At 63.1% G+C, this 23692-nt stretch carries 22 protein-coding genes; 11 read left to right on the top strand and 11 right to left on the bottom strand.

Annotated elements, in window-relative coordinates; translation table 11 throughout:
- Positions 1–55: 55 nt before the first annotated feature.
- The 4 genes from AB4Z53_RS21925 to glpK all read right to left on the bottom strand — a co-directional run bounded on the left by AB4Z53_RS21925 (position 56) and on the right by glpK (position 5016).
- Positions 56–1255 carry an MFS transporter gene (locus tag AB4Z53_RS21925; protein WP_441597707.1) on the bottom strand — a complete coding sequence of 400 codons (1200 nt, stop codon included), beginning with the start codon at positions 1253–1255 and terminating at the stop codon, positions 56–58.
- A 212-nt stretch (positions 1256–1467) separates the two neighbouring features.
- Positions 1468–2217 carry a type I methionyl aminopeptidase gene (map, locus tag AB4Z53_RS21920; protein WP_113535538.1) on the bottom strand — a complete coding sequence of 250 codons (750 nt, stop codon included), beginning with the start codon at positions 2215–2217 and terminating at the stop codon, positions 1468–1470.
- A 100-nt stretch (positions 2218–2317) separates the two neighbouring features.
- On the bottom strand, positions 2318–3376 hold the full coding sequence (locus AB4Z53_RS21915; RefSeq protein ID WP_441597706.1) for an LLM class flavin-dependent oxidoreductase: 1059 nt from the start codon (positions 3374–3376) through the stop codon (positions 2318–2320).
- A 152-nt stretch (positions 3377–3528) separates the two neighbouring features.
- A complete protein-coding gene (glpK, locus tag AB4Z53_RS21910; RefSeq protein ID WP_441597705.1) occupies positions 3529–5016 on the bottom strand; it encodes a glycerol kinase GlpK in 1488 nt (495 codons plus the stop codon).
- A 255-nt stretch (positions 5017–5271) separates the two neighbouring features.
- Between glpK and AB4Z53_RS21905 the strand changes: the two genes are divergently transcribed.
- From AB4Z53_RS21905 to xdhB, 3 genes are all read left to right on the top strand, one after another.
- Positions 5272–6048, top strand: coding sequence for a 3-hydroxybutyrate dehydrogenase (locus tag AB4Z53_RS21905; RefSeq protein WP_291157335.1), 777 nt, complete (start codon positions 5272–5274; stop codon positions 6046–6048).
- Positions 6049–6159: 111 nt separating this feature from the next.
- On the top strand, positions 6160–7635 hold the full coding sequence (gene xdhA, locus AB4Z53_RS21900; RefSeq protein ID WP_441597704.1) for a xanthine dehydrogenase small subunit: 1476 nt from the start codon (positions 6160–6162) through the stop codon (positions 7633–7635).
- A 2-nt stretch (positions 7636–7637) separates the two neighbouring features.
- Positions 7638–9974 carry a xanthine dehydrogenase molybdopterin binding subunit gene (xdhB, locus tag AB4Z53_RS21895; protein WP_113535542.1) on the top strand — a complete coding sequence of 779 codons (2337 nt, stop codon included), beginning with the start codon at positions 7638–7640 and terminating at the stop codon, positions 9972–9974.
- Positions 9975–9992: 18 nt separating this feature from the next.
- Here the strand turns inward: xdhB and AB4Z53_RS21890 are convergent, their stop codons facing one another.
- Entirely contained in the window at positions 9993–10331 is a 339-nt protein-coding gene (locus AB4Z53_RS21890; protein ID WP_291156944.1) for a hypothetical protein, read from the bottom strand.
- 12 nt (positions 10332–10343) lie between these two features.
- Here AB4Z53_RS21890 and AB4Z53_RS21885 point away from each other — a divergent pair, with 12 nt between their 5' ends.
- From AB4Z53_RS21885 to AB4Z53_RS21870, 4 genes are all read left to right on the top strand, one after another.
- Positions 10344–11258 carry a LysR substrate-binding domain-containing protein gene (locus AB4Z53_RS21885; protein WP_441597703.1) on the top strand — a complete coding sequence of 305 codons (915 nt, stop codon included), beginning with the start codon at positions 10344–10346 and terminating at the stop codon, positions 11256–11258.
- Between the two features lie 72 nt (positions 11259–11330).
- Positions 11331–12569: a urate hydroxylase PuuD gene (gene puuD, locus AB4Z53_RS21880; RefSeq protein ID WP_441597702.1), complete on the top strand. Its 1239-nt coding sequence runs from the start codon at positions 11331–11333 to the stop codon at positions 12567–12569.
- The gene (gene guaD / locus AB4Z53_RS21875) at positions 12566–13882 is read left to right on the top strand and encodes a guanine deaminase (RefSeq protein WP_441597701.1); all 1317 of its coding nucleotides are present in this window, start codon (positions 12566–12568) and stop codon (positions 13880–13882) included. Before puuD ends, guaD begins: the two co-directional genes overlap by 4 nt.
- 161 nt (positions 13883–14043) lie before the next feature.
- Positions 14044–15180, top strand: coding sequence for an alpha-hydroxy acid oxidase (locus AB4Z53_RS21870; RefSeq protein ID WP_291156950.1), 1137 nt, complete (start codon positions 14044–14046; stop codon positions 15178–15180).
- 217 nt (positions 15181–15397) lie between these two features.
- On the opposite strand, the gene uraH is transcribed toward AB4Z53_RS21870, so the two are convergent.
- From uraH to puuE, 4 genes are all read right to left on the bottom strand, one after another.
- Positions 15398–15760 carry a hydroxyisourate hydrolase gene (gene uraH / locus AB4Z53_RS21865; RefSeq protein ID WP_291156952.1) on the bottom strand — a complete coding sequence of 121 codons (363 nt, stop codon included), beginning with the start codon at positions 15758–15760 and terminating at the stop codon, positions 15398–15400.
- Between the two features lie 63 nt (positions 15761–15823).
- Positions 15824–16321, bottom strand: coding sequence for an ureidoglycolate lyase (locus tag AB4Z53_RS21860; RefSeq protein WP_291156954.1), 498 nt, complete (start codon positions 16319–16321; stop codon positions 15824–15826).
- 87 nt (positions 16322–16408) lie between these two features.
- Positions 16409–16912 carry a 2-oxo-4-hydroxy-4-carboxy-5-ureidoimidazoline decarboxylase gene (uraD, locus tag AB4Z53_RS21855; RefSeq protein WP_441597700.1) on the bottom strand — a complete coding sequence of 168 codons (504 nt, stop codon included), beginning with the start codon at positions 16910–16912 and terminating at the stop codon, positions 16409–16411.
- A complete protein-coding gene (gene puuE / locus AB4Z53_RS21850; RefSeq protein WP_223725184.1) occupies positions 16912–17841 on the bottom strand; it encodes an allantoinase PuuE in 930 nt (309 codons plus the stop codon). Before puuE ends, uraD begins: the two co-directional genes overlap by 1 nt.
- A gap of 185 nt (positions 17842–18026) precedes the next feature.
- On the opposite strand from puuE, the gene AB4Z53_RS21845 reads away from it, so the two are divergent.
- A complete protein-coding gene (locus AB4Z53_RS21845; RefSeq protein ID WP_441597699.1) occupies positions 18027–18461 on the top strand; it encodes an NUDIX domain-containing protein in 435 nt (144 codons plus the stop codon).
- A gap of 22 nt (positions 18462–18483) precedes the next feature.
- Here the strand turns inward: AB4Z53_RS21845 and AB4Z53_RS21840 are convergent, their stop codons facing one another.
- Positions 18484–19284, bottom strand: coding sequence for a DUF1045 domain-containing protein (locus AB4Z53_RS21840; protein ID WP_113535550.1), 801 nt, complete (start codon positions 19282–19284; stop codon positions 18484–18486).
- Between the two features lie 268 nt (positions 19285–19552).
- On the opposite strand from AB4Z53_RS21840, the gene AB4Z53_RS21835 reads away from it, so the two are divergent.
- Complete coding sequence (locus tag AB4Z53_RS21835) at positions 19553–19942, top strand: PRC-barrel domain-containing protein (RefSeq protein WP_113535551.1); 390 nt, start codon at positions 19553–19555, stop codon at positions 19940–19942.
- Between the two features lie 67 nt (positions 19943–20009).
- Here the strand turns inward: AB4Z53_RS21835 and AB4Z53_RS21830 are convergent, their stop codons facing one another.
- Entirely contained in the window at positions 20010–21152 is a 1143-nt protein-coding gene (locus AB4Z53_RS21830; RefSeq protein WP_441597698.1) for an NAD(P)/FAD-dependent oxidoreductase, read from the bottom strand.
- A 39-nt stretch (positions 21153–21191) separates the two neighbouring features.
- On the opposite strand from AB4Z53_RS21830, the gene mnmD reads away from it, so the two are divergent.
- Together mnmD and AB4Z53_RS21820 are read left to right on the top strand one after the other, a co-directional pair.
- Positions 21192–21905 carry a tRNA (5-methylaminomethyl-2-thiouridine)(34)-methyltransferase MnmD gene (mnmD, locus tag AB4Z53_RS21825; protein WP_441597697.1) on the top strand — a complete coding sequence of 238 codons (714 nt, stop codon included), beginning with the start codon at positions 21192–21194 and terminating at the stop codon, positions 21903–21905.
- Between the two features lie 168 nt (positions 21906–22073).
- Positions 22074–23660: a trimethylamine methyltransferase family protein gene (locus tag AB4Z53_RS21820; protein ID WP_441597696.1), complete on the top strand. Its 1587-nt coding sequence runs from the start codon at positions 22074–22076 to the stop codon at positions 23658–23660.
- Positions 23661–23692 lie beyond the last annotated feature (32 nt).

Raw genomic sequence — 23692 nt, 5'->3', positions numbered from 1 at the left:
CATCCGGAAAGGCCGCGGCGAACAGGGCGGATTTCGATGCCGCCGGCGGCACCCGTCAGGCCCTTAGCGCCGTGGAAATCCGCTTCAGTTCGGCAAGGATAACGCCACCGCAAAGGAAGAGCACGGCCGCCGCAATCAGGGTCGGTGCTGCGAAGCTGCCGGTGCGTTCTGCAAGCCAGCCGGCGACCAGCGGACCGATGATCTGGCCGATGCCGAAGGCAGCCGTCATCAGGGCCAGCGCACGGCGCGGGCTTTCCGGCGCAAGCTGCCGGCCGATCTGCAGGCCATAGGCCGTGATCATCATGAACGTCGCGCCCAGCATCAGGCCGCCGGCAAGCGGGGCATAGGGCAAGGGCAGACTGACCGTCAGCACCAGGCCGACGGCTTCGACCAGAAGGCCGATCGCATAGACCCCGGCAAGGCCAAAGCGCGGGACCGCAAAGCGCCAGAGATAGACCGAAAGCGCTGCGGCAAGGCCCGTCAGCAGCCAGGCGAGAAACTCGATGCTGTGGCCGCCGCTCGGGTCGCGCGCCATGGCAACGAGGAAGGTGGCGGTGATCACGTAGCCGAAGCCGAAGAGCGCGTAGGTGAAGGTCACCACCGTCAGTGGCCGCGTCCAGCGAAGCGGCTTTTCGCGCACCGGACCAGCACCGGATGACGGAACACCAGGCAGGAGTGCTGCGACGACAACGGTCCCCATCAGCCCGACCAGCGCACCGGTGAACCAGTCGCCCATGGAGGTCGTCAGGCCGGCGTGCCCCGCAAGCGGATTTGCCCAGACGCAGAGCGATGAGAATGCGATGCCGAGACCGACGCCGCCAAAGTGCACGGCGGGCACATGCTCCGACCGGGCATGCAGGCCATGGCCGAGCACGATGCCGGAGATGAAGATCATTGCAAAGGCGCTGGCAAGGCCGGCGAGGAACCGGATGAGCGCCAGTACGGCGACCGACGACGAGAGCCCCATGGCCGCCAGCAGGGCCGTCGTGGCGACGAGCGACAGAAGCCCGATCCGGCGCTCATGCCCATGCGCCCAGCCATAGGCTCCGAGATTGGCGCCGGCGAGATAGCCGACGAAGTTGGCCGAGGCGATGAGGCCGGCATCGCCCGGCGACAAGCCAAGATCCGCCATCATCGCCGGCAGGATCGGCGTGTAAGAGAACCGGCCGAAGCCCATGGCGATGGCCATGGCAATGGCGCCGGCGGTTGCCGCGGCGGAGATGTTGGTCTGGAGCGGTCTGTCGAGCGTGGTCATATCAATTTATTGCGCCGCAATATGGCGCACCACAAACGACAATAATTGAAGGACCTATTGAAGGAATCGAACGATCGCCGATTTCAATGGGTTAGAGCATTTGCCGGAAGGTGAGTTGCACCTACCGAGCCGGCAGATCATGCAAGCAGCGATGAAGCAGAAAATGGCCAGGAGGACGACGGAGGCTGTTGGGCCGCCGTCGTGTCTTTGCATTAGCCCGGCAGCGTCACCACCAGCGGCCCGCCGCGCGTGACCACGACCGTGTGCTCATACTGCACCGTCGGCGCGCGCGGATCGCTGTAGAGCGTCCAGTCGTCATTGCCGCCTTCGGCCCATTGCGCGCCAATGGACAGGAAAGGCTCGACGGTGAAGACCATACCATCGGTCATCCGTCGGCGTTCGCGCGGGTCGGGCCAGGTGGCGATCTCGGTCGGCTCTTCGTGCAGCGAGCGGCCGATGCCGTGGCTGGCGAGATTGGTGACGAGCGAATAGCGGTTCTTGCGGGCGAAATCGCCGATCGCGTTGCCGATCGCCGCCAGCGGCTGATCGGGACGCACCTGCTTGAGGCCGACCCACATCGCCCGCTTACCGTCGCGGCAGAGACGGTCAATCGCGACTGTCACCGGCGGCACCGGGAACGAGGCGCCGGTGTCGGCGAAGATGCCGTCTTTTTCAGCGGACACGTCGATGTTGACGAGATCGCCCGCCTTGATCACCCGGCTGCCGGGGATGCCGTGGGCGATTTCCTCGTTGACGCTGATGCAGGTGGCGCCGGGAAAATTGTAGCAGAGCTCCGGCGCCGAGCGGGCGCCCGCGTCTTCCAGCACCTTGCGGCCGATCGCGTCCAGTTCCGCCGTGGTGATGCCGGGCTCCAGCGCCTCGCCCATCGTCTGCAAGGCATTGGCGCAGATGCGGCCGATTTCCTTCAGCCGCAGCAGATCTTCTTCGTTGTTGAGGGTCATCCGTGTCTCGCTTTCGCGCTCACATGTAGCGTGTCGCCAGGCGTTATGCCAGCGCCGAACGGGATGGCTTTCAATCCGGCGCTGAACCCGGTGTTGCAGGTCAGACGGCGGCCGGTGCCACCGTCTTTTCTTCCGCGACTGCCTTGCGCACCAGCGGCGCCACCCTGGTGCCGTAGAGCTCGATTCCGCGCAGGATCTGGTCGTGCGGCATCGGCCCGATTGCCATCTGCAGCAGGAAGCGATCGTTGCGGAAGACCTTCCAGTTCTCGACGATCTTCTCCGCCACCGTTTCCGGATCGCCAAGGAAGAGATTGCCGCTCGGGCTGCGGGCCTGGTCGAAGTGTGCCCGGTTGGTCGGCCCCCAGCCGCGCTCGCGGCCAATGCGGTTCATCACCTCGGCCTGCGGCCCATAGAACTGGTCGGCAGCGAGATCGGTCGTGTCGGCGATGAAGCCGTGCACGTTGATGCTGGTCTTCAGCCTGGCCGGATCCTGGCCGGCGCGGCGAGCCGCCTCGCGGTAGAGATCGAAGAGCGGCGCAAACCGGCGTGGTTCGCCCCCGATGATGGCCAGCGCCACCGGCAGGCCGAGCGCGCCGGCACGCGCCACCGATTGCGGCGTGCCGCCGACGGCGATCCAGAGCGGCAGCATTTCCTGCAGCGGCCGCGGGTAGACGCCACGGTCGTGGATCGCCGGCCGCATCTCGCCCGCCCAGCTGACTTTCTCGCTCTCGCGCAGCGCCATCAGAAGATCGAGCTTCTCGGCAAAGAGCTGGTCGTAGTCGTCGAGCGACTGGCCGAAGAGCGGGAAGGATTCGATGAAGGACCCGCGACCGGCCATGATCTCGGCACGGCCGTTGGAGATCAGATCCAGCGTCGAAAACTGCTGGAAGACGCGCACGGGATCGTCGGAGCTTAAGACCGTGACGGCGCTGGTCAGCCGGATGTTCTTCGTCCTGGCGGCAGCAGCGGCCAGAATGACCGCCGGCGCGGAAGCGGCGTAGTCCGGGCGGTGATGTTCGCCGAGGCCGAAAACATCAAGGCCGACCTGATCGGCAAGTTCGATCTCTTCGAGAAGGTTATTGAGGCGGCGTTGCCCCTCCTTGCCCTTGTCGCTTGCAGTCGGATCGACATCCGCAAATGTGTAAAGCCCGAGTTCCATGATGCCCGTCCTGTTTCTGTTGACACAACAGATAGTTGGCGCGCGCGTGAGCAGCAAATGCTCATCCGGGAAACGCTGTGTTTCCCGGATGAGCATGAATGCAGCCTGTGTCGGATAATGGGCGGAACGGGAAATCCACGCCCCTCTGGCGCTTAGCTCAGCGTACGCTTGACGGCATTGCGCCATCCCTTGAGCTTCGCCTTGCGCGTCTTGTCGTCCATGGCAGGCTCGAAACGATAGTCACGCGCCCAGGACTTGGCGAACTCCTCCTGCTTCGGCCAGACGCCGGCGCGGCTGCCGGCAAGCCAGGCTACGCCGAGCGCGGTGGTTTCGAGGATGACAGGCCGGTCGACCGGCGCGTCGAGCAGGTCGGAGAGCCGCTGCATCGTCCAGTCGGAGGCAACCATGCCACCATCGACGCGCAGCACCGTTTCCTTGCCGTCGTTGCGCCAGTCCTTGTGCATCGCTTCAAGCAAGTCGCGCGTCTGGTAGCAGACGGCTTCGAGTGCGGCACGGGCGAATTCCGCCGGGCCGGTATTGCGGGTCATGCCGAAGATCGCGCCGCGCGCATCCGGGTCCCAATGCGGCGCACCGAGGCCGGTGAAGGCGGGCACCAGATAGACCTCCTGCGTCGGATCGGCGCTCGCGGCGAGCGTGCCGGTGTCGGGGGCCGCCTTGATCACCTTGAGCCCGTCGCGCAGCCATTGCACGGCAGCACCGGCAACGAAGATCGAGCCTTCGAGCGCGTAGGTCGTTTCGCCATCAAGCTTGTAGGCAATGGTGGTGAGCAACCGGTTCTTTGAGCGCACCATGTCCTTGCCGGTATTGAGCAGCGCGAAGCAGCCGGTGCCATAGGTGGATTTCAGCATGCCCGGCTTGAAACAGGCCTGGCCGATCGTCGCTGCCTGCTGGTCGCCGGCAACGCCGAGGATCGGGATGGCGGCGCCAAAGATTGCCGGGTCGGTGACCCCGAAATCGGCGGCGCAATCCTTGACCTCGGGCAGCATGGCGCGCGGCACCTTGAGGATCTTCAGGAGTTCGTCGTCCCAGACATTTTCTGAAATGTTGTAGAGCAGCGTGCGTGAAGCATTGGTCGCGTCCGTCACGAAGGACTTGCCGCCGGTCAGCCGCCAGATGAGGAAGGTATCGATCGTACCGAAGCAGAGCTCGCCCTTGGCGGCGCGCGCCTGGGCTCTGTCGACATTGGTCAAGAGCCAGTTGAGCTTGGTGCCGGAGAAATAGGGATCGAGCAGCAGACCGGTCTTCCGGGTGAAAATCTTTTCCAACCCCTGCTTCTTCAGTCTTTCGCAATAGGACGCGGTGCGGCGATCCTGCCAGACGATCGCGTTGTGGATGGGGTAACCGGTCTGCCGATCCCAGACGACGACGGTCTCGCGCTGGTTGGTGATGCCGATGGCCGAAAGGTCGGCAGCGGTGATGCCAGCCTTGGCGATCGCCTCCTCGACGGTCGAAAGCACGGTCTGCCAGATTTCCTCGGGATCGTGCTCGACCCAGCCGGATTTCGGGAAATGCTGCTTGAATTCCTTCTGGCCGGCACCGGCGATCTGCTGCTGACCGTCGAAGATGATCGCCCGGCTCGAGGTCGTTCCCTGATCGATCGCGAGAATATATCCGCCCATATGCCCCTCCCCGGCCACACGCAAGTTTCTTCACCCGACCTTGAAGGCGGGCATGTCATTTCGAAAACTTCAATACGATGGCAAAACGAATGTCAAACGAAAACAAAACGCAACTTCGCAGCTTCGCTATTCCCCGCCTCAACTCTGTCGTCGCAACCTTAAAAACACAATTGTCAGCGCCGCGGTTTTACGCGTAGGCTGGCGCTGCTGCGCCGCAACAAAGTAGTCCGCGACGCCACAAGGGAGAGAGCAGCAATGACGAAAACAGCGGTCATCACCGGTTCGACGAGCGGCATCGGGCTTGCGATCGCCAAGGCTTTCGCCAAAGGCGGCGCCAACATCGTGCTGAACGGCTTCGGCAGTGCGGACGAGATCAGACAAGCGACGGATGATGTTAGCGCGCTGACGAGCGGCACGGTCATCTATCACGGCGCCGACATGACGAAGCCGGCCGAGATCGCCGATCTGATCGCCACGGCGACGACCCGCTTCGGCGGCGTCGACATCCTCGTCAACAATGCCGGCATCCAATATGTCGAAAAAGTCGAGGATTTCCCTGTCGAGCAATGGGATCGCATCATCGCGATCAACCTGTCTTCCTCGTTCCACACCATCCGCGCCGCCATTCCCGGCATGAAGGCCAAGGGGTGGGGCCGCATCATCAACATCGCGTCGGCCCATGGCCTCGTCGCCTCGCCCTTCAAGGCGGCCTATGTCGCGGCCAAGCATGGCGTGCTCGGACTGACGAAGACGGTGGCGCTCGAAGTCGCGGAGAACGGCGTCACCGCAAACTCGATCTGCCCCGGCTACGTGCTGACGCCGCTCGTCGAAAAGCAGATCCCCGACCAGGCGCGCACCCGCGGCATCACCGAACAGCAGGTGATCAACGACGTGATGCTGAAGGGGCAGCCGACCAAGAAGTTCATCACGGTGGAACAGGTGGCCGCACTCGCAGTCTATCTTGCTGGCGACGATGCGGCGCAGATCACCGGCACCCATGTTTCCATGGATGGCGGCTGGACGGCGCAATAGGCGCACATTGGCGGGGCGTGCAAAAATCTCCGCGGCTCTTTGCTTTTCTGCATAACCACCTAAGATCAAAGTGATTTCAGGTATACGCAGCAGCCGCAGGGAATGAATGGCATGCCCCAGCCGAACGGAAGCATCAGCTTCATCCTCAATGACCGCGAGGTCACACTTTCCGACATCGCACCGACCGCGACGCTGCTTGATTATCTGCGGCTCGACCGCCGGCTGACCGGCACCAAGGAAGGCTGCGCCGAAGGTGACTGCGGCGCCTGCACCGTGCTCGTGGGGCGGCTTGTCGGCGACCGGCTCGTCTATGAGGGTGTCAACGCCTGCATTCGATTCCTCGGCTCGCTGCAGGCAAGCCATGTCGTCACCGTCGAGCATCTCGCCGGCCAGGATGGCACGCTGCATCCGGTACAGCAGGCGATGGTCGATTTTCATGGCTCGCAATGCGGCTTCTGCACGCCCGGCTTCGTCATGTCGCTCTATGGCCTGTGGCTTGCGAATGACGACCCCGACCGCGCCGACATCGAAAAGGCGCTGCAAGGCAATCTCTGTCGTTGCACCGGCTATGAGCCGATCGTGCGCGCAGCCGAAGCAGCCGCCAAGGCACGGCCTTCTGACATCTTCGATCCGATCGCAAGAGAGCGGGAAACGATTACCGCTCGACTGAAGGCACTGGCACCGGCCGAGACGATCACCGTCCGCCAGGATGAAAACTGTCTGATCGTGCCGGCCGACGGTAACGGGCTTGCGGAAGCCCTTGCGGACAATCCGGGGGCGACAGTCGTTGCCGGCTCCACCGATGTCGGTCTGTGGGTGACCAAGCAGATGCGGCCGATCAACCCGGTCATCTTCATCAACGGCATCACCGAGCTGCAGCGTATCGACGAGAACGAGGCGGGCGTGACGATCGGCGCCGGCGTCAGCTACACCATGGCCTATGCAGCGCTTGCCAAGGCCTTTCCCGGCCTCGGTCCCCTGATCAACCGCATCGGCGGCGAGCAGGTGCGCAACATGGGCACGATCGGCGGCAACATCGCCAATGGGTCGCCGATCGGCGACAGCCCGCCGCCACTGATCGTTCTCGGTGCGACCGTGACGCTGCGCTCCAAAGCGGGCCGCCGAACGCTATCGCTCGAAGACTTCTTCATCGCCTATGGGAAACAGGACCGACAGCCCGGCGAATTCGTCGAGAGCGTCTTCGTGCCGCGCCTGCCGGAGGATGAGCTCTTTGCCGCCTACAAGATCTCCAAGCGGCGCGACGAGGATATCTCCGCCCTGCTCGGCGCCTTCCGGCTGTCCGTGGAAAACGGCGTCGTCCGCTCTGCCCGCATCGCCTTCGGCGGCATGGCCGCCACGCCAAAGCGCGCCACGAACGTCGAGGCCGCGCTGATCGGCAAGCCCTGGACCGAGGAGACTGTTCGCGCAGCACAAGCTACCTTCGAGACCGACTACCAGCCGCTGACCGATTGGCGGGCGACGAGTGACTATCGCATGCTGACGGCGAAAAACCTCCTGATGCGTTTCTTCCTGGAAAGTGGCGGCGAGCCTGCGCAACTGGTTCGCTTTGCTGCGGGAGACAAATGACCATGGACAAGTCCACCTTCGAGGAACGCAAGGCGATCCGCGGCGAGATGCATGTCTCGCAGCGTCACGACAGCGCCCACAAGCACGTCTCCGGCACCGCCGACTATATCGACGACATGCCCGAAACCGCGGGCACGCTGCATGGCGCCCTTGGCATGACCGACCGGGCGCATGCGGAAATCACGGCCATGGATCTTTCGGCCGTCGCCGCCGTACCCGGTGTCATCCTGGTGCTGACCGCCAAGGACATGCCGCATTCCAACGACATCAGCCCGAGCCACCTGCATGACGAACCGGTGCTCGCGGATGGCCTCGTGCAGTTTCATGGCCAGCCGGCCTTCGCCGTCATTGCCGAAACCCGCGACATCGCCCGCCGGGCGGCACGACTGGCGAAGATCACCTATCGCGACCTGCCGCATTTCACCGACATTCTCGACGCCGTCGCTCGTGGGGGCGAGCTCGTCACCCAGCCGCTGACCCTGCAGCGCGGAGACGCTGAAGCCGAGTTGGACAAGGCGCCGCGCCGCTTGAAGGGCAGCATGCGCGTCGGCGGCCAGGAGCATTTCTACCTCGAAGGCCATATTGCGCTTGCCATTCCAGGCGAGGATGACGAGGTCACCGTCTGGTCCTCGACCCAGCACCCAAGCGAGGTCCAGCACATGGTCTCGCATGTGCTCGGCGTGCCCTCCAATGCGGTGACCGTGAACGTCCGCCGCATGGGCGGCGGCTTCGGCGGCAAGGAAACGCAAGGAAACCAGTTCGCAGCGCTTGCCGCCGTGGCGGCGAAGAAGCTCAACCGCGCAGTCAAGTTCCGCCCTGATCGGGACGAGGACATGACGGCGACCGGCAAGCGCCACGACTTCCTCGTCGACTACGATGTCGGCTTCGACGACGACGGCCGTATCCATGCGGTGCATGCGAACTACGCGGCGCGCTGCGGCTACTCGTCAGACCTTTCCGGCCCCGTCACCGACCGGGCACTGTTTCATGCCGACAGCTCCTATTTCTACCCGCATGTGAAGCTCACCTCACAGCCGCTGAAGACCAACACCGTCTCCAACACCGCCTATCGCGGTTTCGGCGGCCCGCAAGGCATGGTCGGCGGCGAACGCATCATCGAGGAGATCGCCTACCAGCTCGGCAAGGACCCGCTCGAAATCCGCAAGCTGAACTTCTACGGTGAAAAGGGTTCTGGCCGGGACATCACGCCCTACCACCAACAGGTCGAAGACAACATCATAGCGCGCATCGTCGCCGAACTCGAAGAAAGCGCAGACTATCAGGCGCGCCGCCAGGCGGTCCTCGAGTTCAACCGGAATAGCCGCGTCATCCGCAAGGGCATCGCGCTGACTCCGGTGAAGTTCGGCATCTCCTTCACACTCACCGCCTTCAACCAGGCGGGCGCGCTGGTTCACATCTACCAGGATGGCTCGATCCATCTGAACCATGGCGGCACCGAGATGGGCCAGGGCCTCTACATCAAGGTCGCTCAGGTGATCGCCGACAGTTTCCAGGTCGATCTCGATCGGGTCCGCATCACGGCGACGACGACCGGCAAGGTGCCGAACACGTCCGCGACCGCCGCCTCCTCGGGCTCCGATCTCAACGGCATGGCGGCTCATGACGCCGCGCGCCAGATCAAGGAGCGTCTCGTTGGCTTTGCGTGCGAGCGCTGGCAGACGACGCCCGAGAATGTCAGCTTCGTCGCCAATCATGTGAAGATCGGCGAAGAGCTCATCCCCTTCCCCGAGTTCATCAAGCAGGCCTATATGGGCCGCATCCAGCTATCGGCCGCCGGCTATTACAAGACGCCGAAAATCCATTGGGATCGCGCCAGCGGCCGCGGCACGCCCTTCTATTACTTCGCCTATGGCGCTTCGGTTTCAGAGGTGTCGATCGACATACTGACTGGCGAATACATGGTCGATCGCGTCGACGTGCTGCACGATGTCGGCCGTTCGCTCAATCCGGCGATCGACATCGGCCAGATCGAAGGCGGCTTCGTTCAGGGCATGGGCTGGCTGACGACGGAAGAGCTCTGGTGGGACGACAAGGGACGGCTACGCACGCACGCCCCCTCCACCTACAAGATCCCGCTCGCCTCCGACCGCCCGAAGATCTTCAACGTCAAGCTCGCCGAATGGTCGGCCAACGCCGAAAAGACCATCGGCCGCTCCAAGGCGGTGGGAGAGCCGCCTTTCATGCTGCCGATCTCGGTGCTCGAAGCGCTGTCGATGGCGGTGGCAAGCGTTGCGGATTATCGCGAGTGCCCGCGCCTTGACGCCCCGGCAACACCGGAGCGTGTGCTGATGGCCGTCGAGCGCCTTCGGCATACCTGACGGCCATCGTCGTCAACGTTAAAACCGCGGCAGTTCATCGACGCTGAAAAGGCGGCGAGAGTTGGCCATTGCCTCTTCGTCATCGCCATAGGCGCCACGGCCATCCATGAAACCCATGTCTCTCTTGATATGATCCGGGAGCGCCCCGACGTCCAATGTCGGCTTGGCGGCAACGAGGCCGCCGAACAGGGCGGCCGCGAGCCGGATGACCGGATCGAATAAAAGAAACGGTTTTCTTTCAGTATGTTCGAATGTATCGCAAGTCACGTCAGCACCTGTTTCGTCTTGGGAAGTTGACTTGAAGGATGCCGTGGAGGAGGATCGAAATCCAATCGAACATCCGTCTGCATGCATCAAGAGAACTTATCCATGAAGATGTCGAAGCAGTTTCCGCTGAATGCGCTCCGGGTCTTCGAGGCGGTTGCAAGGCTCGGCAGCTTCACCAAGGCCGGCGAAGAGCTGGGCATGACCCAGACGGCCGTGAGCTACCAGGTTAAGTTGATCGAGGAGAATGTCGGCGAGCCGCTGTTCCTGCGCCGCCCGCGCCAGATCTCGCTGACGGATGTGGGCCAGCGCATGGCGCCACGCGTGACCGAAGCCTTCGAGATGCTGCAGGAAGCCGTTTCCAATGCCCGCGGCGATATCGACAGCGCGCTTTTGATCAGCTCGACGCCGACCTTCGCCTCGCAATGGCTTGCCCGCAATATCGGCAGCTTCCAACTCGCCCATCCGAACATCGCCGTCCGGCTGACGACCAGCGACTCGCTCACCGATTTCACCCGCGAGCCAGCCGATCTCGCCATCCGCTCGGGTGGTGGCGTCTGGCCCGGCCTCGACACACACCCGCTGATGCGTGTCGAGTTCAGCCCCATGCTGAGCCCGACGCTTGCCGAAACCATCGGCGGCGTGCACGAGCCGCGCGACCTCCTGAAGCTCCGCATCATCGATGCGGGCGATCCCTGGTGGCCTATGTGGTTCAAGGCCGCCGGCGTCGAGGACCCTGATCTCGAGGGCCGGCCGCACAGCCGGCTCGGCGCCCAGACGTTCGAGGCACGCGCCGCAATTGCCGGCCAGGGTGTGGCGATCCTGACGCCGGAATTCTATCCCGATGACGTCGCACTCGGCCGCCTCTACCAGCCCTTCGATCTTCGCTGCAGCGACGGCTGCGACTATTGGCTCGCCTATCCGCACGCCCGCCGCAACACGCCGAAGATCCGGATTTTCCGCGACTGGATCCTCGGCGAGCTCTGCCCACCACAGTTCCTGCAAGCAAATAGCGCTTGAGGAGCGCCAAGGCCCCTTTTCCGCTCCGCTGTTTATGCGCAAAGTGAGGTAACGGAGACAAAGGGGATCTGAATGTACGAATTCGCCATCGCCTGGGAATGGCTGGCCTTTGCCGTGCGCTGGCTGCACGTAATTACGGCCATCGCCTGGATCGGCTCATCCTTCTATTTCATCGCGCTCGATCTTGGCCTGGTGAAGCGCGACCACCTGCCGGTCGGCGCCTATGGCGAGGAATGGCAGGTCCATGGCGGCGGCTTCTACCACATCCAGAAATATCTGGTGGCGCCGGCCTCGATGCCCGAGCACCTCACCTGGTTCAAATGGGAATCCTACGTGACGTGGCTCTCGGGCTTCGCCATGCTCTGTGTCGTCTACTATGGCGGCGCCGATCTCTTCCTGGTCGACCGCCATGTGCTCGACATCTCGGCAACGACGGCGATCCTGATCTCGCTCGCCTCGCTCGGCATCGGCTGGCTGTTTTATGACCTCTTGTGCAAGTCGCCAATCGGCAAGAACACCTGGGGACTGATGGCGCTACTCTATGTGGCGCTCGTCGCCATGGCCTGGGGCTACACCCAGGTCTTCACCGGTCGCGCGGCCTTCCTGCATCTCGGCGCCTTCACCGCGACGATCATGTCGGCCAATGTGTTCTTCATCATCATCCCCAACCAGAAGATCGTCGTCGCGGATCTGATCGCCGGCCGCACGCCGGACCCGAAGCTCGGCGCCCAGGCCAAGCAGCGCTCGCTGCACAACAACTACCTGACGCTGCCCGTCATCTTCTTCATGCTGTCGAACCACTACCCGCTGGCTTTCGCCACCGCGTTCAACTGGATCATCGCGGCGCTGGTCTTCCTGATGGGCGTCACCATCCGCCACTGGTTCAACACCACCCATGCGCGCAAGGGCAAGCCCACCTGGACCTGGCTCGTCACCGCGCTGATCTTCATCCTGATCATGTGGCTCTCGACCGTGCCGAAGGTGCTGACCGGCGGCGAGAAGGCCGAGGTTGCGCCGGCCTTCACCCGCTTCGCCGCCAATGCCCACTTCCCCGCCGTCAAGGACACGGTCTCGACACGCTGTTCGATGTGCCATGCGGCGGAGCCCGTTTACGAGGGCATCACCCAGGCGCCGAAGGGCGTGATGCTGGAAAGCGACGCGGAGATTGCCGCCCATGCCCGCGAAATCTATATCCAGGCCGGGCGCAGCCACGCGATGCCGCCCGGCAACGTGACAGATATGACGACGGACGAGCGCCAGCTGCTGACAGCCTGGTTCGAAAGCGCCGTCGAGGAAGGCAAGACACAATGACCACCACCCTCATCCGCGGCCGATTGCTGAGCTTTCACCGCGCGCCGATGTCGATCGACGATAGTGGCGCCTACAGCTACGAAAGCGACGGTGCCTTGCTGGTGGCGGGTGGAGAGATCATTGCCAGCGGCGGTTATGTCGCCGTCAAGGCCGGGGCTCCGGGAGAGGTGGTGGAAATCGATCACCGCCCGCACCTGATCGTGCCCGGATTCATCGACACACACCTGCATTTCCCGCAGATGCAGGTGATGGCCTCCTATGCCGCCAACCTGCTGGAGTGGCTGAACACCTATACCTTCCCGGAGGAATGCCGCTTCGTCGAGAGCGCCCATGCGACCCGCATTGCAACGCGCTTCTTCGATGAGATGGTGCGCCATGGCACGACGACGGCGACCGCCTATTGCTCCGTGCACAAGGCATCCGCCGATGCCTTCTTCGCCGAGGCGCTCAGGCGTGACATGCGCATGATCGCCGGCAAGGTGATGATGGACCGCAACGCACCGCAAGGCCTGCTCGACACGCCGCAGATGGGCTACGACGAAACCCGCGCGGTGATCCGCGAATGGCATGGCAAGGGCCGCAACCACGTCGCCATCACCCCGCGCTTCGCCATCACCTCGACGCCCGAACAAATGGATGTCGCCAAGTCGCTGGTGCACGAGTTCCCGGACCTGCACCTGCAAACCCATCTTTCGGAGAACCGCGACGAGATCGCCTTTACCTGCGAACTCTATCCGGAAGCCAAGGACTATACCGACGTCTACGCCCATTACGGCCTGCTCGGGCGCAAGAGCCTCTTCGGCCACTGCATCCACCTCTCGGAGCGCGAGGCAGATGCGATGAGCGAGACCGGCTCGGTCGCCGTCTTCTGCCCGACATCCAATCTCTTCCTCGGCTCCGGCCTCTTTCCGCTCCGCGCGCTCAACCGCCGCGAGAAGCCGGTGCGCACCTCGGTCGCCTCCGACATCGGCGGCGGCACCAGCTATTCCATGCTGAAGACGCTCGACGAGGCCTACAAGATCCTGCAGCTGCAAGGCGAGCGGCTGAACCCCTTCGACAGCTTCTTCATGATGACCCGCGGCAACGCCGAGGCGCTGTCGCTCGTCGACAGGATCGGCACGCTGGAATCCGGCACCGACGCCGATTTCATCGTGCTCGACATGGCGGCAACGCCGGCCATGGCGCTCAGGGCCGAAGTGGTCAATTCTCTGGCCGACGAGCTCTTCCTACTGCAGACGATGGGCGACGATCGCGCGATCGTCGAAACCTATGTCGCCGGCAGGCCTGCGAAATCGGAATTGGCTGCGGCATGATGTGCCAAACGCAAAGAGGTCAAGAAAATTGACCTCTTTGCGTAGAGGCTATTAACAAGCCTCCGGCAAACATGGTAATGGCTCGGCATCTCTGCTGAGAATGGCATGTGCGGCTTGCCCGCATCCCGCTTCAACTCGTGATCCAGACGAAGGCCGTTTCCATGACGCAAATCCTCGAAATCAGCGACCTCAAGGCTCTTGCCAAGCGCCGGGTGCCGAAGCTCTTCTTCGACTATGCCGACAGCGGCGCCTGGACCGAAGGCACCTACCGCGCCAACGAGGAGGATTTTGCCAAGGTGAAGCTGCGCCAGCGCGTGTTGGTCGACATGACCGACCGGTCGCTCGAAACGACGATGATCGGCCAGAAGGTATCGATGCCGGTGGCGCTTGCACCGACTGGCCTCACCGGCATGCAGCACGCCGACGGCGAGATGCTGGCGGCCCAGGCGGCCGAAGCCTTCGGCGTACCCTTCACGCTCTCGACCATGAGCATCTGCTCGATCGAGGACGTCGCCTCGGTCACGACCAAACCCTTCTGGTTCCAGCTCTACGTCATGCGCGAGCGCGAATTCGTGCTGAACCTGATCGACCGCGCCAAGGCGGCCAAATGCTCGGCGCTGGTGCTGACGCTCGACCTGCAGATTCTCGGCCAACGCCACAAGGACCTGAGAAACGGCCTCTCCGCGCCGCCGAAGATGACGCCGAAGCACCTCTGGCAGATGGCGACACGTCCCGGCTGGTGCATGAAGATGCTCGGCACCAAGCGCCGCACCTTCCGCAACATCGTCGGCCACGCAAAGAGCGTCACCGATCTTTCCTCGCTCGGAGCCTGGACGGCCGAACAGTTCGATCCGCAGCTGTCCTGGAAGGATGTTGCCTGGATCAAGGAACGCTGGGGCGGGCCGCTGATCCTCAAGGGTATCCTCGACCCGGAAGACGCCAAGATGGCGGCCGCCACCGGCGCCGACGCGATCATCGTTTCCAACCACGGCGGCCGGCAGCTCGACGGCGCCCATTCCTCGATCAGCATGCTGCCGCGCATCGTCGATGCCGTGGGCCACCAGATCGAAGTCCATGTCGACGGCGGCATCCGCTCCGGCCAGGACGTGCTGAAAGCCGTCGCCATGGGCGCCAAGGGCACCTATATCGGCCGCCCGTTCCTCTATGGCCTCGGCGCCATGGGCAAGGAGGGCGTGACCAAGGCGCTGGAGATCATCCGCAAGGAGATGGACATCACCATGGCGCTCTGCGGCAAGCGCAACATCAACGACGTCGACCGCAGCATTCTGGCGGAATAGGCCGCGGCATCAGCCAGTCCGGCCCTCATTCCTGTGCCTGTCACAGGAATCCCGAGCAGTTCCACCGGAACTGCGGAGCAGCCCAATTCCTTGGGCTGAAAGGTCTTTTGACCCGACGGACATCGGGTCGCTGGATCCCCGCCACAAGGGCGAGGATGAGGGAGCTTGAAGTGGTCCTTCCGGCAAAACGGCGAAGCGAGCGCACGCCCCCTAAGCTTCAACTCCCCCGATAGGTCGAGTATCCATAGGGCGAAAGCAGCAGCGGCACGTGGTAGTGGCTCGCCGGATCGGCGATGCCGAAGCGCAAGGGGATGCGGTCGAGGAAGGCCGGCTCCGGCAGCGTTGTGCCTGACCGGCGCAGGTAGTCGCCAGCGTGGAAGACGAGTTCGTAGTTGCCGGCCATGAAACCGATGCCTTCGACCATGGGTCCGTCGACGCGGCCGTCGCTGTTTGTGTGTACGGTGCGGATCAACTGCCGCTCCTCACCCTCCAGCCAGTAGAGATCGATGCGCAGCCCTTCGGCCGGCTTGCCGAGTGCGGTATCGAGAACATGGGTCGTCAGGCGGCCGGTGCTGCTCATCTCATCCTCTTTCATAAACTGGCACGGGATGCGGACGAAGACGTCCGCATTTTCCATCAGTCGCTAGATCGCACTCTCGATGACGAAGGGCTCGTCATAAAAGTACTCTTCGAGATTGTTGCCCGGCCCTTCGCGGTCGACGATCAGGAAATCGCTGACCGAACCGACCGACATCAGCGGGTGGTGCCAGACATTGCGGCCGTAATTGACGCCCTGCCGGCCGCTTGCCTGAAACACCCGCGGCTCGCCGGGGCGGCCGTCCCGGTCTTCGGCAACGACGACGAGCCAGGGGCGGTCATCGAGCGGCGAAAAGCTCTGGCTGCCGAGCGGGTGGCGCTCCATCATCGACACAGAATAGGGAAATGCGCGCGGCTGGCCGCGGAAGATGTTGATGATGACGTTGGCACCGTCGCCCACGACATCGGCGCGCGCCAGCCCATGGAAACGTTCCGTGTTGCCGCCGTTGATGTAGCGCATTGTCGCCGGGTCGGCCTCGATGACGGTTCCGAAAGGTGCAAAGGCGTCGCGCGTCAGCGGTTCGATCTTAAGTCGGCGCGACATCAGGCATGAACCTCGTGCATCAGTGCGCTTGCGAGATCCAGTTCGATGGTCCCCCTGGTGAGTGAGGGCGCGTATCGAACGGTTTTGTCAGGCATTTTCGTCTCCAGGAAGCATCGACTGCAGCCGCAGGCGGGCGATTTTCTCCACCTGCGCGCAAGCGGTTTCAAATTCCTCTTCGGGCGAATTGTCAATGCGGCTTTCGAAGGCGGCGAGAATCTGCCCCTTGGTCAGCCCCTTCACAGCGATGATGAAGGGAAAGCCGAATTTCTTCGTGTAGGCATCGTTCAGCGCCGTGAAGCGCTGATGCTCCTCGGGCGTCAGCCGGTCGAGACCGGCAGACGCTTGCTCCGCCGTCGAGTCCGCCGTCAGCTTGCCCGCGATCGCCAGCTTGCCGGCAAGATCGGGATGGGCGCGCAAGACCTGTAGCTTCTCGCGCGGCAATGCCGCACGAAAAGCCTGGCAGAGTGCCGAATGCACGTTGCCCGCCATCAGGCCCGCCGTCGTGGCGCGATCGAAGGCGCGTTCGGCCACCCAGGGTGAATGCTCGAACACGCCGCCGAAACGGGCGACGAAGGCGTCGCGGTCGGACATCAGAGCGCCCCTTCCGGCTTGTGGTGCTGGTACCAGTGGTTGGCGATATCGATGCGCCGGGGCACCCAGACCTTGTCATGCGACATGACGTAATCGATGAAGCGGGCGAGCGCGGCCGCACGACCCGGGCGCCCGACGAGCCTGCAGTGCAGGCCGATGTTCATCATCTTGGCGTCGCCCTGGCGGCCTTCCTCGTAAAGCACGTCGAATGTGTCCTTCAGGTAGCTGAAGAACTGGTCGCCGCTGTTGAAGCCCTGCGGCGTTGCGAAGCGCATGTCGTTGGCGTCAAGCGTGTAGGGGATGATCAGGTGCGGTTTGTCGGCCGGCAGGCCGGGCACCCAATAGGGCAGTTCGTCGGCATAGCTGTCGCAGGAATAGAGGAAACCGCCCTCTTCCAGCACCAGCTTCAGCGTATTGGACGAAGGCTTGCCTTGGTAGATGCCGAGCGGCCGCTCGCCGGTGAGTTCCGTGTGCAGGCGGACGACCTCGCGGATATGCTCGCGTTCGACCTCTTCGGGGAAATCCTTGTATTCGAGCCAGCGCAGGCCGTGGCTGGCAATCTCCCAGCCGGCTTCCTTCATGGCCGCAACCGCTTCCGGATTGCGCGCCATCGCCTGCGTCACGCCGTAGACAGTCAGGGGCACGTTGCGGCTCGTGAACATGCGCCACAGCCGCCAGAAACCGGAGCGCGCGCCGTACTCGTAGATCGATTCCATGTTGAGGTTACGCTGGCCATGCCAGGGCTGCGCGCCGACGATCTCGGATAGCAGACATTCGGAAGCCGGATCGCCATCGAGAATGCAGCTTTCGCCACCCTCCTCGTAATTCAGCACGAACTGCACGGCAATGCGCGCGTCGCCCGGCCAGTTTGCCTTCGGCGGATTGCGGCCATAGCCAACGAGATCGCGCGGATACTTAGTCTCAGACATCAAATCACCCTTCGATTTTTCCCGAACGGTATCACCGCCGACCGGATTGTCGATACCGAAATGACGCTAGGTGAGGCAGCGATATCGTCCGGAGCCGAGCTGAAACTATCTGAAAAGCTCGACTCGAGCCCAGGTTGAGCGTTTATCTGAAACGACGTCCAATAGAATCAAGCGGCCTTGCCGAGATGAAATCCTACATCCAAACGCTTCGCGAAAAAATCGGCACCAGCCTTCTCCTTTGTCCGTCGGTGGCCGCCGCCATTCTTGATTCCGATGGCCAGATCCTGCTGCAGGAGAAATCAGGCGGCGAAGGCTGGAGCCTGCCCGCGGGCGCGATCGAGCCGGGCGAAACGCCAGCGGAGGCAGTGATCCGGGAGGTGATGGAAGAAACGGGCTATCCGGTTTTTGTCGAAGCCATCCTGGGGGTATTCGGTGGGAAGGAGTTTCGACACACCTACCCGAACGGCGATCAGGTTGAATATGTGGTGACCCTGTTCCGCTGCCGCATTATCGGCTCCCAAACCGCGATAATCGACGAAGAAACAAATTCATTGCGCTATTTCTCGCAAGCGAACATGCCCCCGCTGGGTTTGCCTTATCCAAAAGCGCTTTTGTTTTAAGCGAACTCCACCGCCGACAAATCTAACGCTGCGCCATCAATGCCGCGACAATGAGCGGTAAGGGTCGCATCGATCCCGAACCGAGCGAGGGATCGGCGACCATGCGTTTGGCGCGCTCGGCGCGGGCGTTCGTGGAGATCTTGCCGAGCGGATGCTGCGAGTGCACACGCAAGGGCGCGCCGGTCTCCTGCTCGACGAAGAGGGCAAGGCTGCCGACGGAAAGCGGCGTCGCGAGGCACGGCTCCAACAGCTCGCGCAGGGGTGGCTCGACCTGGCGCATCGCGTCGGACGCCAACGGGCCGGTCAGCATCATGTGGAAGCGATATTCGTCCATCACATGAGGATCGCCCCAGCGATGGAGATTGGAAAACTGCGGTGCGGTCAGCCGATCCGGGTCGGAACGCTCGATCTCGTCCTCGCTGAGCGGCGCGCGAAAGGCATCGAATTCCTGAACGACGTTGGCCGCCAACAGATGCATCGCGGTGCTCGGCACCTGCGGCATCAGGCCGAAGCACCGGCCGATGCGTGCGACCTCCAGGCGATCGATTTCAAACGGCGTCTGCGCGCCGGCAAAATGCATCAGCGCCTTCAGCAGCTGTGATTCCGTCATCTCCGGGTGCAGACGAAACGGCGACATCATCACCGCGTGGAAACCGAAGCGGCGCGGCACCGCCGTGTGGTAGGCGATGTCGGCGGAGCTCAGGCCTGTGACCGAAGGCAATTCCGTCGGCTCGCCGGAATAGACGTTGCGCCCAAGCCAGCTTGCGGCGACCACGGAAAGCGGGTCGGCCATCGGCGGCGTAAAACAAATGGCGTAGCGCATGGCTGGCTCCAGCTATCCCTTACGGCATGAGGAAAAGTATCTGCGGATTCCTCATCCCGCCCAATGAGTTCGATCACCCTCATGATCTTCGATGCCCCGACGCGGGATCATCGTGATCTGTTGGCCGCGTCTTAGGTGATTTGCGTGACAGATTGACGAAGTGGACGGGGCAAAACCGCGCGAGTGCGCCGGTTTGCGCCAGATTTTCGGAACCATCCAGCCAACCAGCCGTTCCCTCTTCGGTAACAATCAAGGATGGAGAAGAAGCGTGAGCTATCACAACGCAAACCTGCAGGACGCCCGTATCAAGGAAACCCATGACCTGATTGCGAGCGACAAGGTTGAAGGCACGAAGGTTTATGGCTCCGACAAAAAGCACATCGGCTCGATCGAGCGCGTGATCATCGAAAAGCGCAGCGGTCGGGTGGCCTATGCCGTGCTCGGTTTCGGCGGCTTTCTCGGCCTTGGCGAAGACCACTATCCGCTGCCCTGGGCAAAGCTGACCTATGACGAGAACCTTGGCGGCTACCGCACCGACGTGACGCGCGATCAGGTCGATCGTGCACCGAAATATCGCGGCAACGAGGAATACGACTGGAACGAAGAAAACGGCCGCCGCGTCTACGACTATTACGGCGTGCCGCCCTACTGGATGTAAGGTCGGACTTGCGATTGTCCGAGCATTCAAGGCTCCGCCAGCGGCGGGGCCTTTCCTGTGTCCAGTCCTAGAGGTGTTTCTCTCGAAGCGCCGCGATGTGATTCCGGCAAAGGAAAGAATCGGGGATATCGATCGTCGGAACGCCGGTGATCCCGTCGATGACGAAACGCGCCAAACGATGCGCGATGCCGAAGCTCACCTTGAAGCCGCCGGTCAGCACGGAGATGTTCGAATGATCAGGATGCCGCCCGACCGTGGGCTCACGCCCGGCCGATTTCGGCCTGAGCCCGGCCCAACGCTCCACCACCTGGGCGTCTGCCAGACGCGGCGCCAATAGGGTTGCGCGCCGCAGCAGATCGTCGAGCTGTTCGTCCGTGGATAGCGGATGGGCAAAGCTGTTCTCACTGGTGCTGCCGATCGCCACATGGCCGTCGTCATGGGCGATGACATAGACGCCATCGGTGAAGATAACCGGCAGGTCCGGATCAACGGCCGCCTTCAGGAGCGCTGCCTGGCCCTYGACCGCCGTGCCGCTCGTCGCTTTCAGCGGACCCGACACGGCATCAATCAGCGGGAAGCTGCCGATGCCGGCAGCGATGATGCAATGGTCGAAGCTGAGCCGGCTGCCATCGTCGCGCTCGACCTGGCCATGCGCCGGCAGGATGCTGCGAACGCCTGCACTTTCGTCGATCTGAACGTTCTTCAACTGCGACAGCGCGGCGCGCAGGGCCGTCAAAGTGCGGCGCGGCGACACTCGCGCGGCGAGCGTATCGAAAACGACGCCATGCGCCGTTGCCTCTTCGGCGGGCCAGCCCTCCGGTCCGGTTTCCTGGACATGCCAGAAGAATTGCCGCTCGCCGGCGCGCCATTGCTGTTGCGCATCCTGCTCGTGCCGTAGAGCAATGTCACGCAGATGTGGCTTGGCAAGCGGCATCAGTCGCCCGGTGCGCCGATAACCGGTCGACAATCCCGTCTGGGCTTCGAGCTGTGCAACCTCTTCTTCGAGCGACACCAGTGCATCGAACTGGAACTGTTTCTTTTCATTCCAGCGATCGGGCATATGCGGCATGAGCGCGCCCAGCAGGCCGCCGCTGGCGCCGGCGCCGATTGACCGCGGCTCGACGAGCCGCACCTTCATGCCCTTGCGCGCGGCGCAAAGGGCGGCCCACAGCCCCATGACGCCGCCGCCGATGACCAAAAGTTCGCTCATCGATTGACCTTCTCCGGCCGGCGGACTATCGCCTTTGCCATGACAGGACCAGCAGACCCGATCGACCCGCCAGCGCACCAAAACCTTGATTGGCACGAGGGCGATATGCCCTATTCCCGGGAGTTTGGCGATCACTTTTATTGCCGCACCGACGGGCGGCTGGAATGCGGCCACGTGTTCCTTTCAGGCAATGGCCTGCCGGAACGCTGGGTCGGCGCAGGCACCTTCCGCATCGGCGAACTGGGCTTCGGCACCGGCCTTAATTTCTGCGAAACCTGGCGCCAATGGAAAATCACCGCAGGGGCAGGCGACCGTCTGCACTTCGTCTCGTTCGAGCGTTTCCCGATGGCCGCTGACGAAATTTCGCGCGCGCTCAGCCACTGGCCGGAGATCGACACGGAACGCCGGGCCCTGGTCGCGCGCTGGCCGGCAGAGCCCAACGGTGACGTCCATATCGATTTCGGCGACGGCGTCAGCCTCACGGTCGTCTGCGGCCCCGCCCTGGATGGGGTTGTCCGCGCTCAGTCGTTCGATGCCTGGTATCTCGACGGCTTCGCGCCCTCGCGCAATCCCGACATGTGGTCGGAAGAACTGATGCGGCTCGTGTTCGAAAAGACCCTCCCCGGCGGAGGCTTTGCGACCTACGCCGCCGCCGGTTTCGTCCGGCGCAATCTCCAGGCGGCCGGCTTCGTCGTCGAGAAACGCAAGGGTTTTGCCGGCAAGCGCGAGATGCTGCGGGGTGAGCGCTCCTAGCGACGCCTTCCCGATGGCGGCATGTCTTGAACGGTTGCGCCATCGGTCCGCAAAATTGCGTCAGTGGAAGCTGATTTACTCCACCAGAGAACTGAACTGTCGCAAATGGCGGGCCATCGCCATCGGGAATCTGCGACACACAACCATCGGCAACGCGGTGGGTCCTTCATGAACGACGATCAGTTTCCCGATGCAGCAACCGGCGATGCAGCTTCGTCGCCGCTGGAGCGGCGGCGCAGGCCAGGCGGCCGCGGCGCCGAGCGGGCGCGCAAATCCCCCGGCGTAAAATACCTCAATCTTGTCAATACGCTGACAAAGTCCACCGTGCTGTCCGAGGATGCGCTCGAAGCGATCCACGACGCATCATTGACGATCCTCGAAGAGATCGGCATGGACATCATCCTGCCGGAGGCTCGCGACCGGATGAAGGCCGCCGGCGCCGACGTACTGGCCGGTACCGACCGCGTGCGCTTCGACCGCGGGCTGATCATGGAGATGATCGCCTCCGCCCCCTCCTCCTTCACCATGCATGCCCGCAACCCGGCGCGCAACGTTGCGATCGGCGGCAACAATCTCGTCTTTGCCCAGATCGCCAGCGCCCCCTTCGTCGCCGATCGGGACGGCGGTCGCCGCACGGGCAACCACGAAGACTTCCGCAAGCTGGTGAAGCTCGCCCAATCCTACGACATCGTCCACACAACCGGGGGCTATCCGGTCGAGCCGGTCGACCTGCACGCCTCGGTGCGTCACCTCGATTGCCTCTCGGACATGGTGAAGCTCACCGACAAGGTCTTTCACGCCTATTCCCTGGGCAAGCAGCGCAACACCGACGGCATCGAGATCGCCCGGATCGGCCGCGGCATTACGATGGAACAGATGGAGCGCGAGCCTTCGCTCTTCACCATCATCAACACCTCCTCGCCGCTCCGCCTCGACGGGCCGATGCTCCAAGGCATTATCGAGATGTCCTCGCGCAACCAGGTCGTGGTGGTCACGCCCTTCACATTGGCCGGCGCCATGGCCCCGGTGACGATTGCCGGCGCGCTCGTCCAGCAGAATGCCGAGGCGCTCTGCGGCATCGCCTTCACCCAGATGATCAGGCGCGGCGCGCCTGTGATGTATGGCGGCTTCACCTCCAACGTCGACATGAAGACCGGTGCCCCCGCCTTCGGTACGCCGGAATACATGAAGGCGGTGGTTGCCGGCGGCCAGCTCGCCCGCAAATATGGCATCCCCTATCGGACTTCGAACACCAATGCCGCCAATACGCTCGACGCCCAGGCCGCCTACGAGTCGGCCATGTCGCTCTGGGCGCTAACCCAGGGTGGCGGCAACTTCGTCATGCATGCAGCCGGATGGACCGAGGGTGGACTGACGGCTTCGTTCGAGAAGTTCATCCTCGACGTCGACATGCTGCAGATGGTGGCGGAATATCTGACACCGCTCGATGTCAGCGAAGACGCACTGGGTCTCGATGCGGTGCGCGACGTCGGCCCCGGCGGCCACTATTTTGGCACGTTGCACACGCTGCAGCGCTACGAGACCGCGTTCTATTCGCCGATCCTTTCCGACTGGCGCAACTTCGAGACCTGGACCGAAGCCGGACGGCCGACGACCTACGACCACGCCAACCGGGTCTTCAAGCAGAAGCTGAACGACTACGAGCGTCCCCACCTCGATCCCGCAATCGAAGAAGAGCTAGATGCCTTTGTGGCCAGACGCAAAGAGGAAGGTGGCGTCCCGACGGACTTCTGACGGGACGCGCGGCGAAGCGGAACTTCAGCCGT

The sequence above is a fragment of the Ensifer sp. 2TAB8 genome (genome assembly GCF_052115125.1).
GTDB lineage: Bacteria > Pseudomonadota > Alphaproteobacteria > Rhizobiales > Rhizobiaceae > Ensifer.
The sequence above is the reverse complement of the archived record's forward strand: the minus strand, read 5'-3'. Positions and strand labels throughout refer to the sequence as shown.

Coding starts and splice junctions, on each gene's coding strand:
- AB4Z53_RS21925 (WP_441597707.1), bottom strand. CDS start 1,255: ATGACCACGCTCGACAGACCGCTCCAGACCAACATCTCCGCCGCGGCA.
- map (WP_113535538.1), bottom strand. CDS start 2,217: ATGACCCTCAACAACGAAGAAGATCTGCTGCGGCTGAAGGAAATCGGC.
- AB4Z53_RS21915 (WP_441597706.1), bottom strand. CDS start 3,376: ATGGAACTCGGGCTTTACACATTTGCGGATGTCGATCCGACTGCAAGC.
- glpK (WP_441597705.1), bottom strand. CDS start 5,016: ATGGGCGGATATATTCTCGCGATCGATCAGGGAACGACCTCGAGCCGG.
- AB4Z53_RS21905 (WP_291157335.1), top strand. CDS start 5,272: ATGACGAAAACAGCGGTCATCACCGGTTCGACGAGCGGCATCGGGCTT.
- xdhA (WP_441597704.1), top strand. CDS start 6,160: ATGCCCCAGCCGAACGGAAGCATCAGCTTCATCCTCAATGACCGCGAG.
- xdhB (WP_113535542.1), top strand. CDS start 7,638: ATGGACAAGTCCACCTTCGAGGAACGCAAGGCGATCCGCGGCGAGATG.
- AB4Z53_RS21885 (WP_441597703.1), top strand. CDS start 10,344: ATGAAGATGTCGAAGCAGTTTCCGCTGAATGCGCTCCGGGTCTTCGAG.
- puuD (WP_441597702.1), top strand. CDS start 11,331: ATGTACGAATTCGCCATCGCCTGGGAATGGCTGGCCTTTGCCGTGCGC.
- guaD (WP_441597701.1), top strand. CDS start 12,566: ATGACCACCACCCTCATCCGCGGCCGATTGCTGAGCTTTCACCGCGCG.
- AB4Z53_RS21870 (WP_291156950.1), top strand. CDS start 14,044: ATGACGCAAATCCTCGAAATCAGCGACCTCAAGGCTCTTGCCAAGCGC.
- uraH (WP_291156952.1), bottom strand. CDS start 15,760: ATGAGCAGCACCGGCCGCCTGACGACCCATGTTCTCGATACCGCACTC.
- AB4Z53_RS21860 (WP_291156954.1), bottom strand. CDS start 16,321: ATGTCGCGCCGACTTAAGATCGAACCGCTGACGCGCGACGCCTTTGCA.
- uraD (WP_441597700.1), bottom strand. CDS start 16,912: ATGTCCGACCGCGACGCCTTCGTCGCCCGTTTCGGCGGCGTGTTCGAG.
- puuE (WP_223725184.1), bottom strand. CDS start 17,841: ATGTCTGAGACTAAGTATCCGCGCGATCTCGTTGGCTATGGCCGCAAT.
- AB4Z53_RS21845 (WP_441597699.1), top strand. CDS start 18,027: ATGAAATCCTACATCCAAACGCTTCGCGAAAAAATCGGCACCAGCCTT.
- AB4Z53_RS21840 (WP_113535550.1), bottom strand. CDS start 19,284: ATGCGCTACGCCATTTGTTTTACGCCGCCGATGGCCGACCCGCTTTCC.
- mnmD (WP_441597697.1), top strand. CDS start 21,192: ATGACAGGACCAGCAGACCCGATCGACCCGCCAGCGCACCAAAACCTT.
- AB4Z53_RS21820 (WP_441597696.1), top strand. CDS start 22,074: ATGAACGACGATCAGTTTCCCGATGCAGCAACCGGCGATGCAGCTTCG.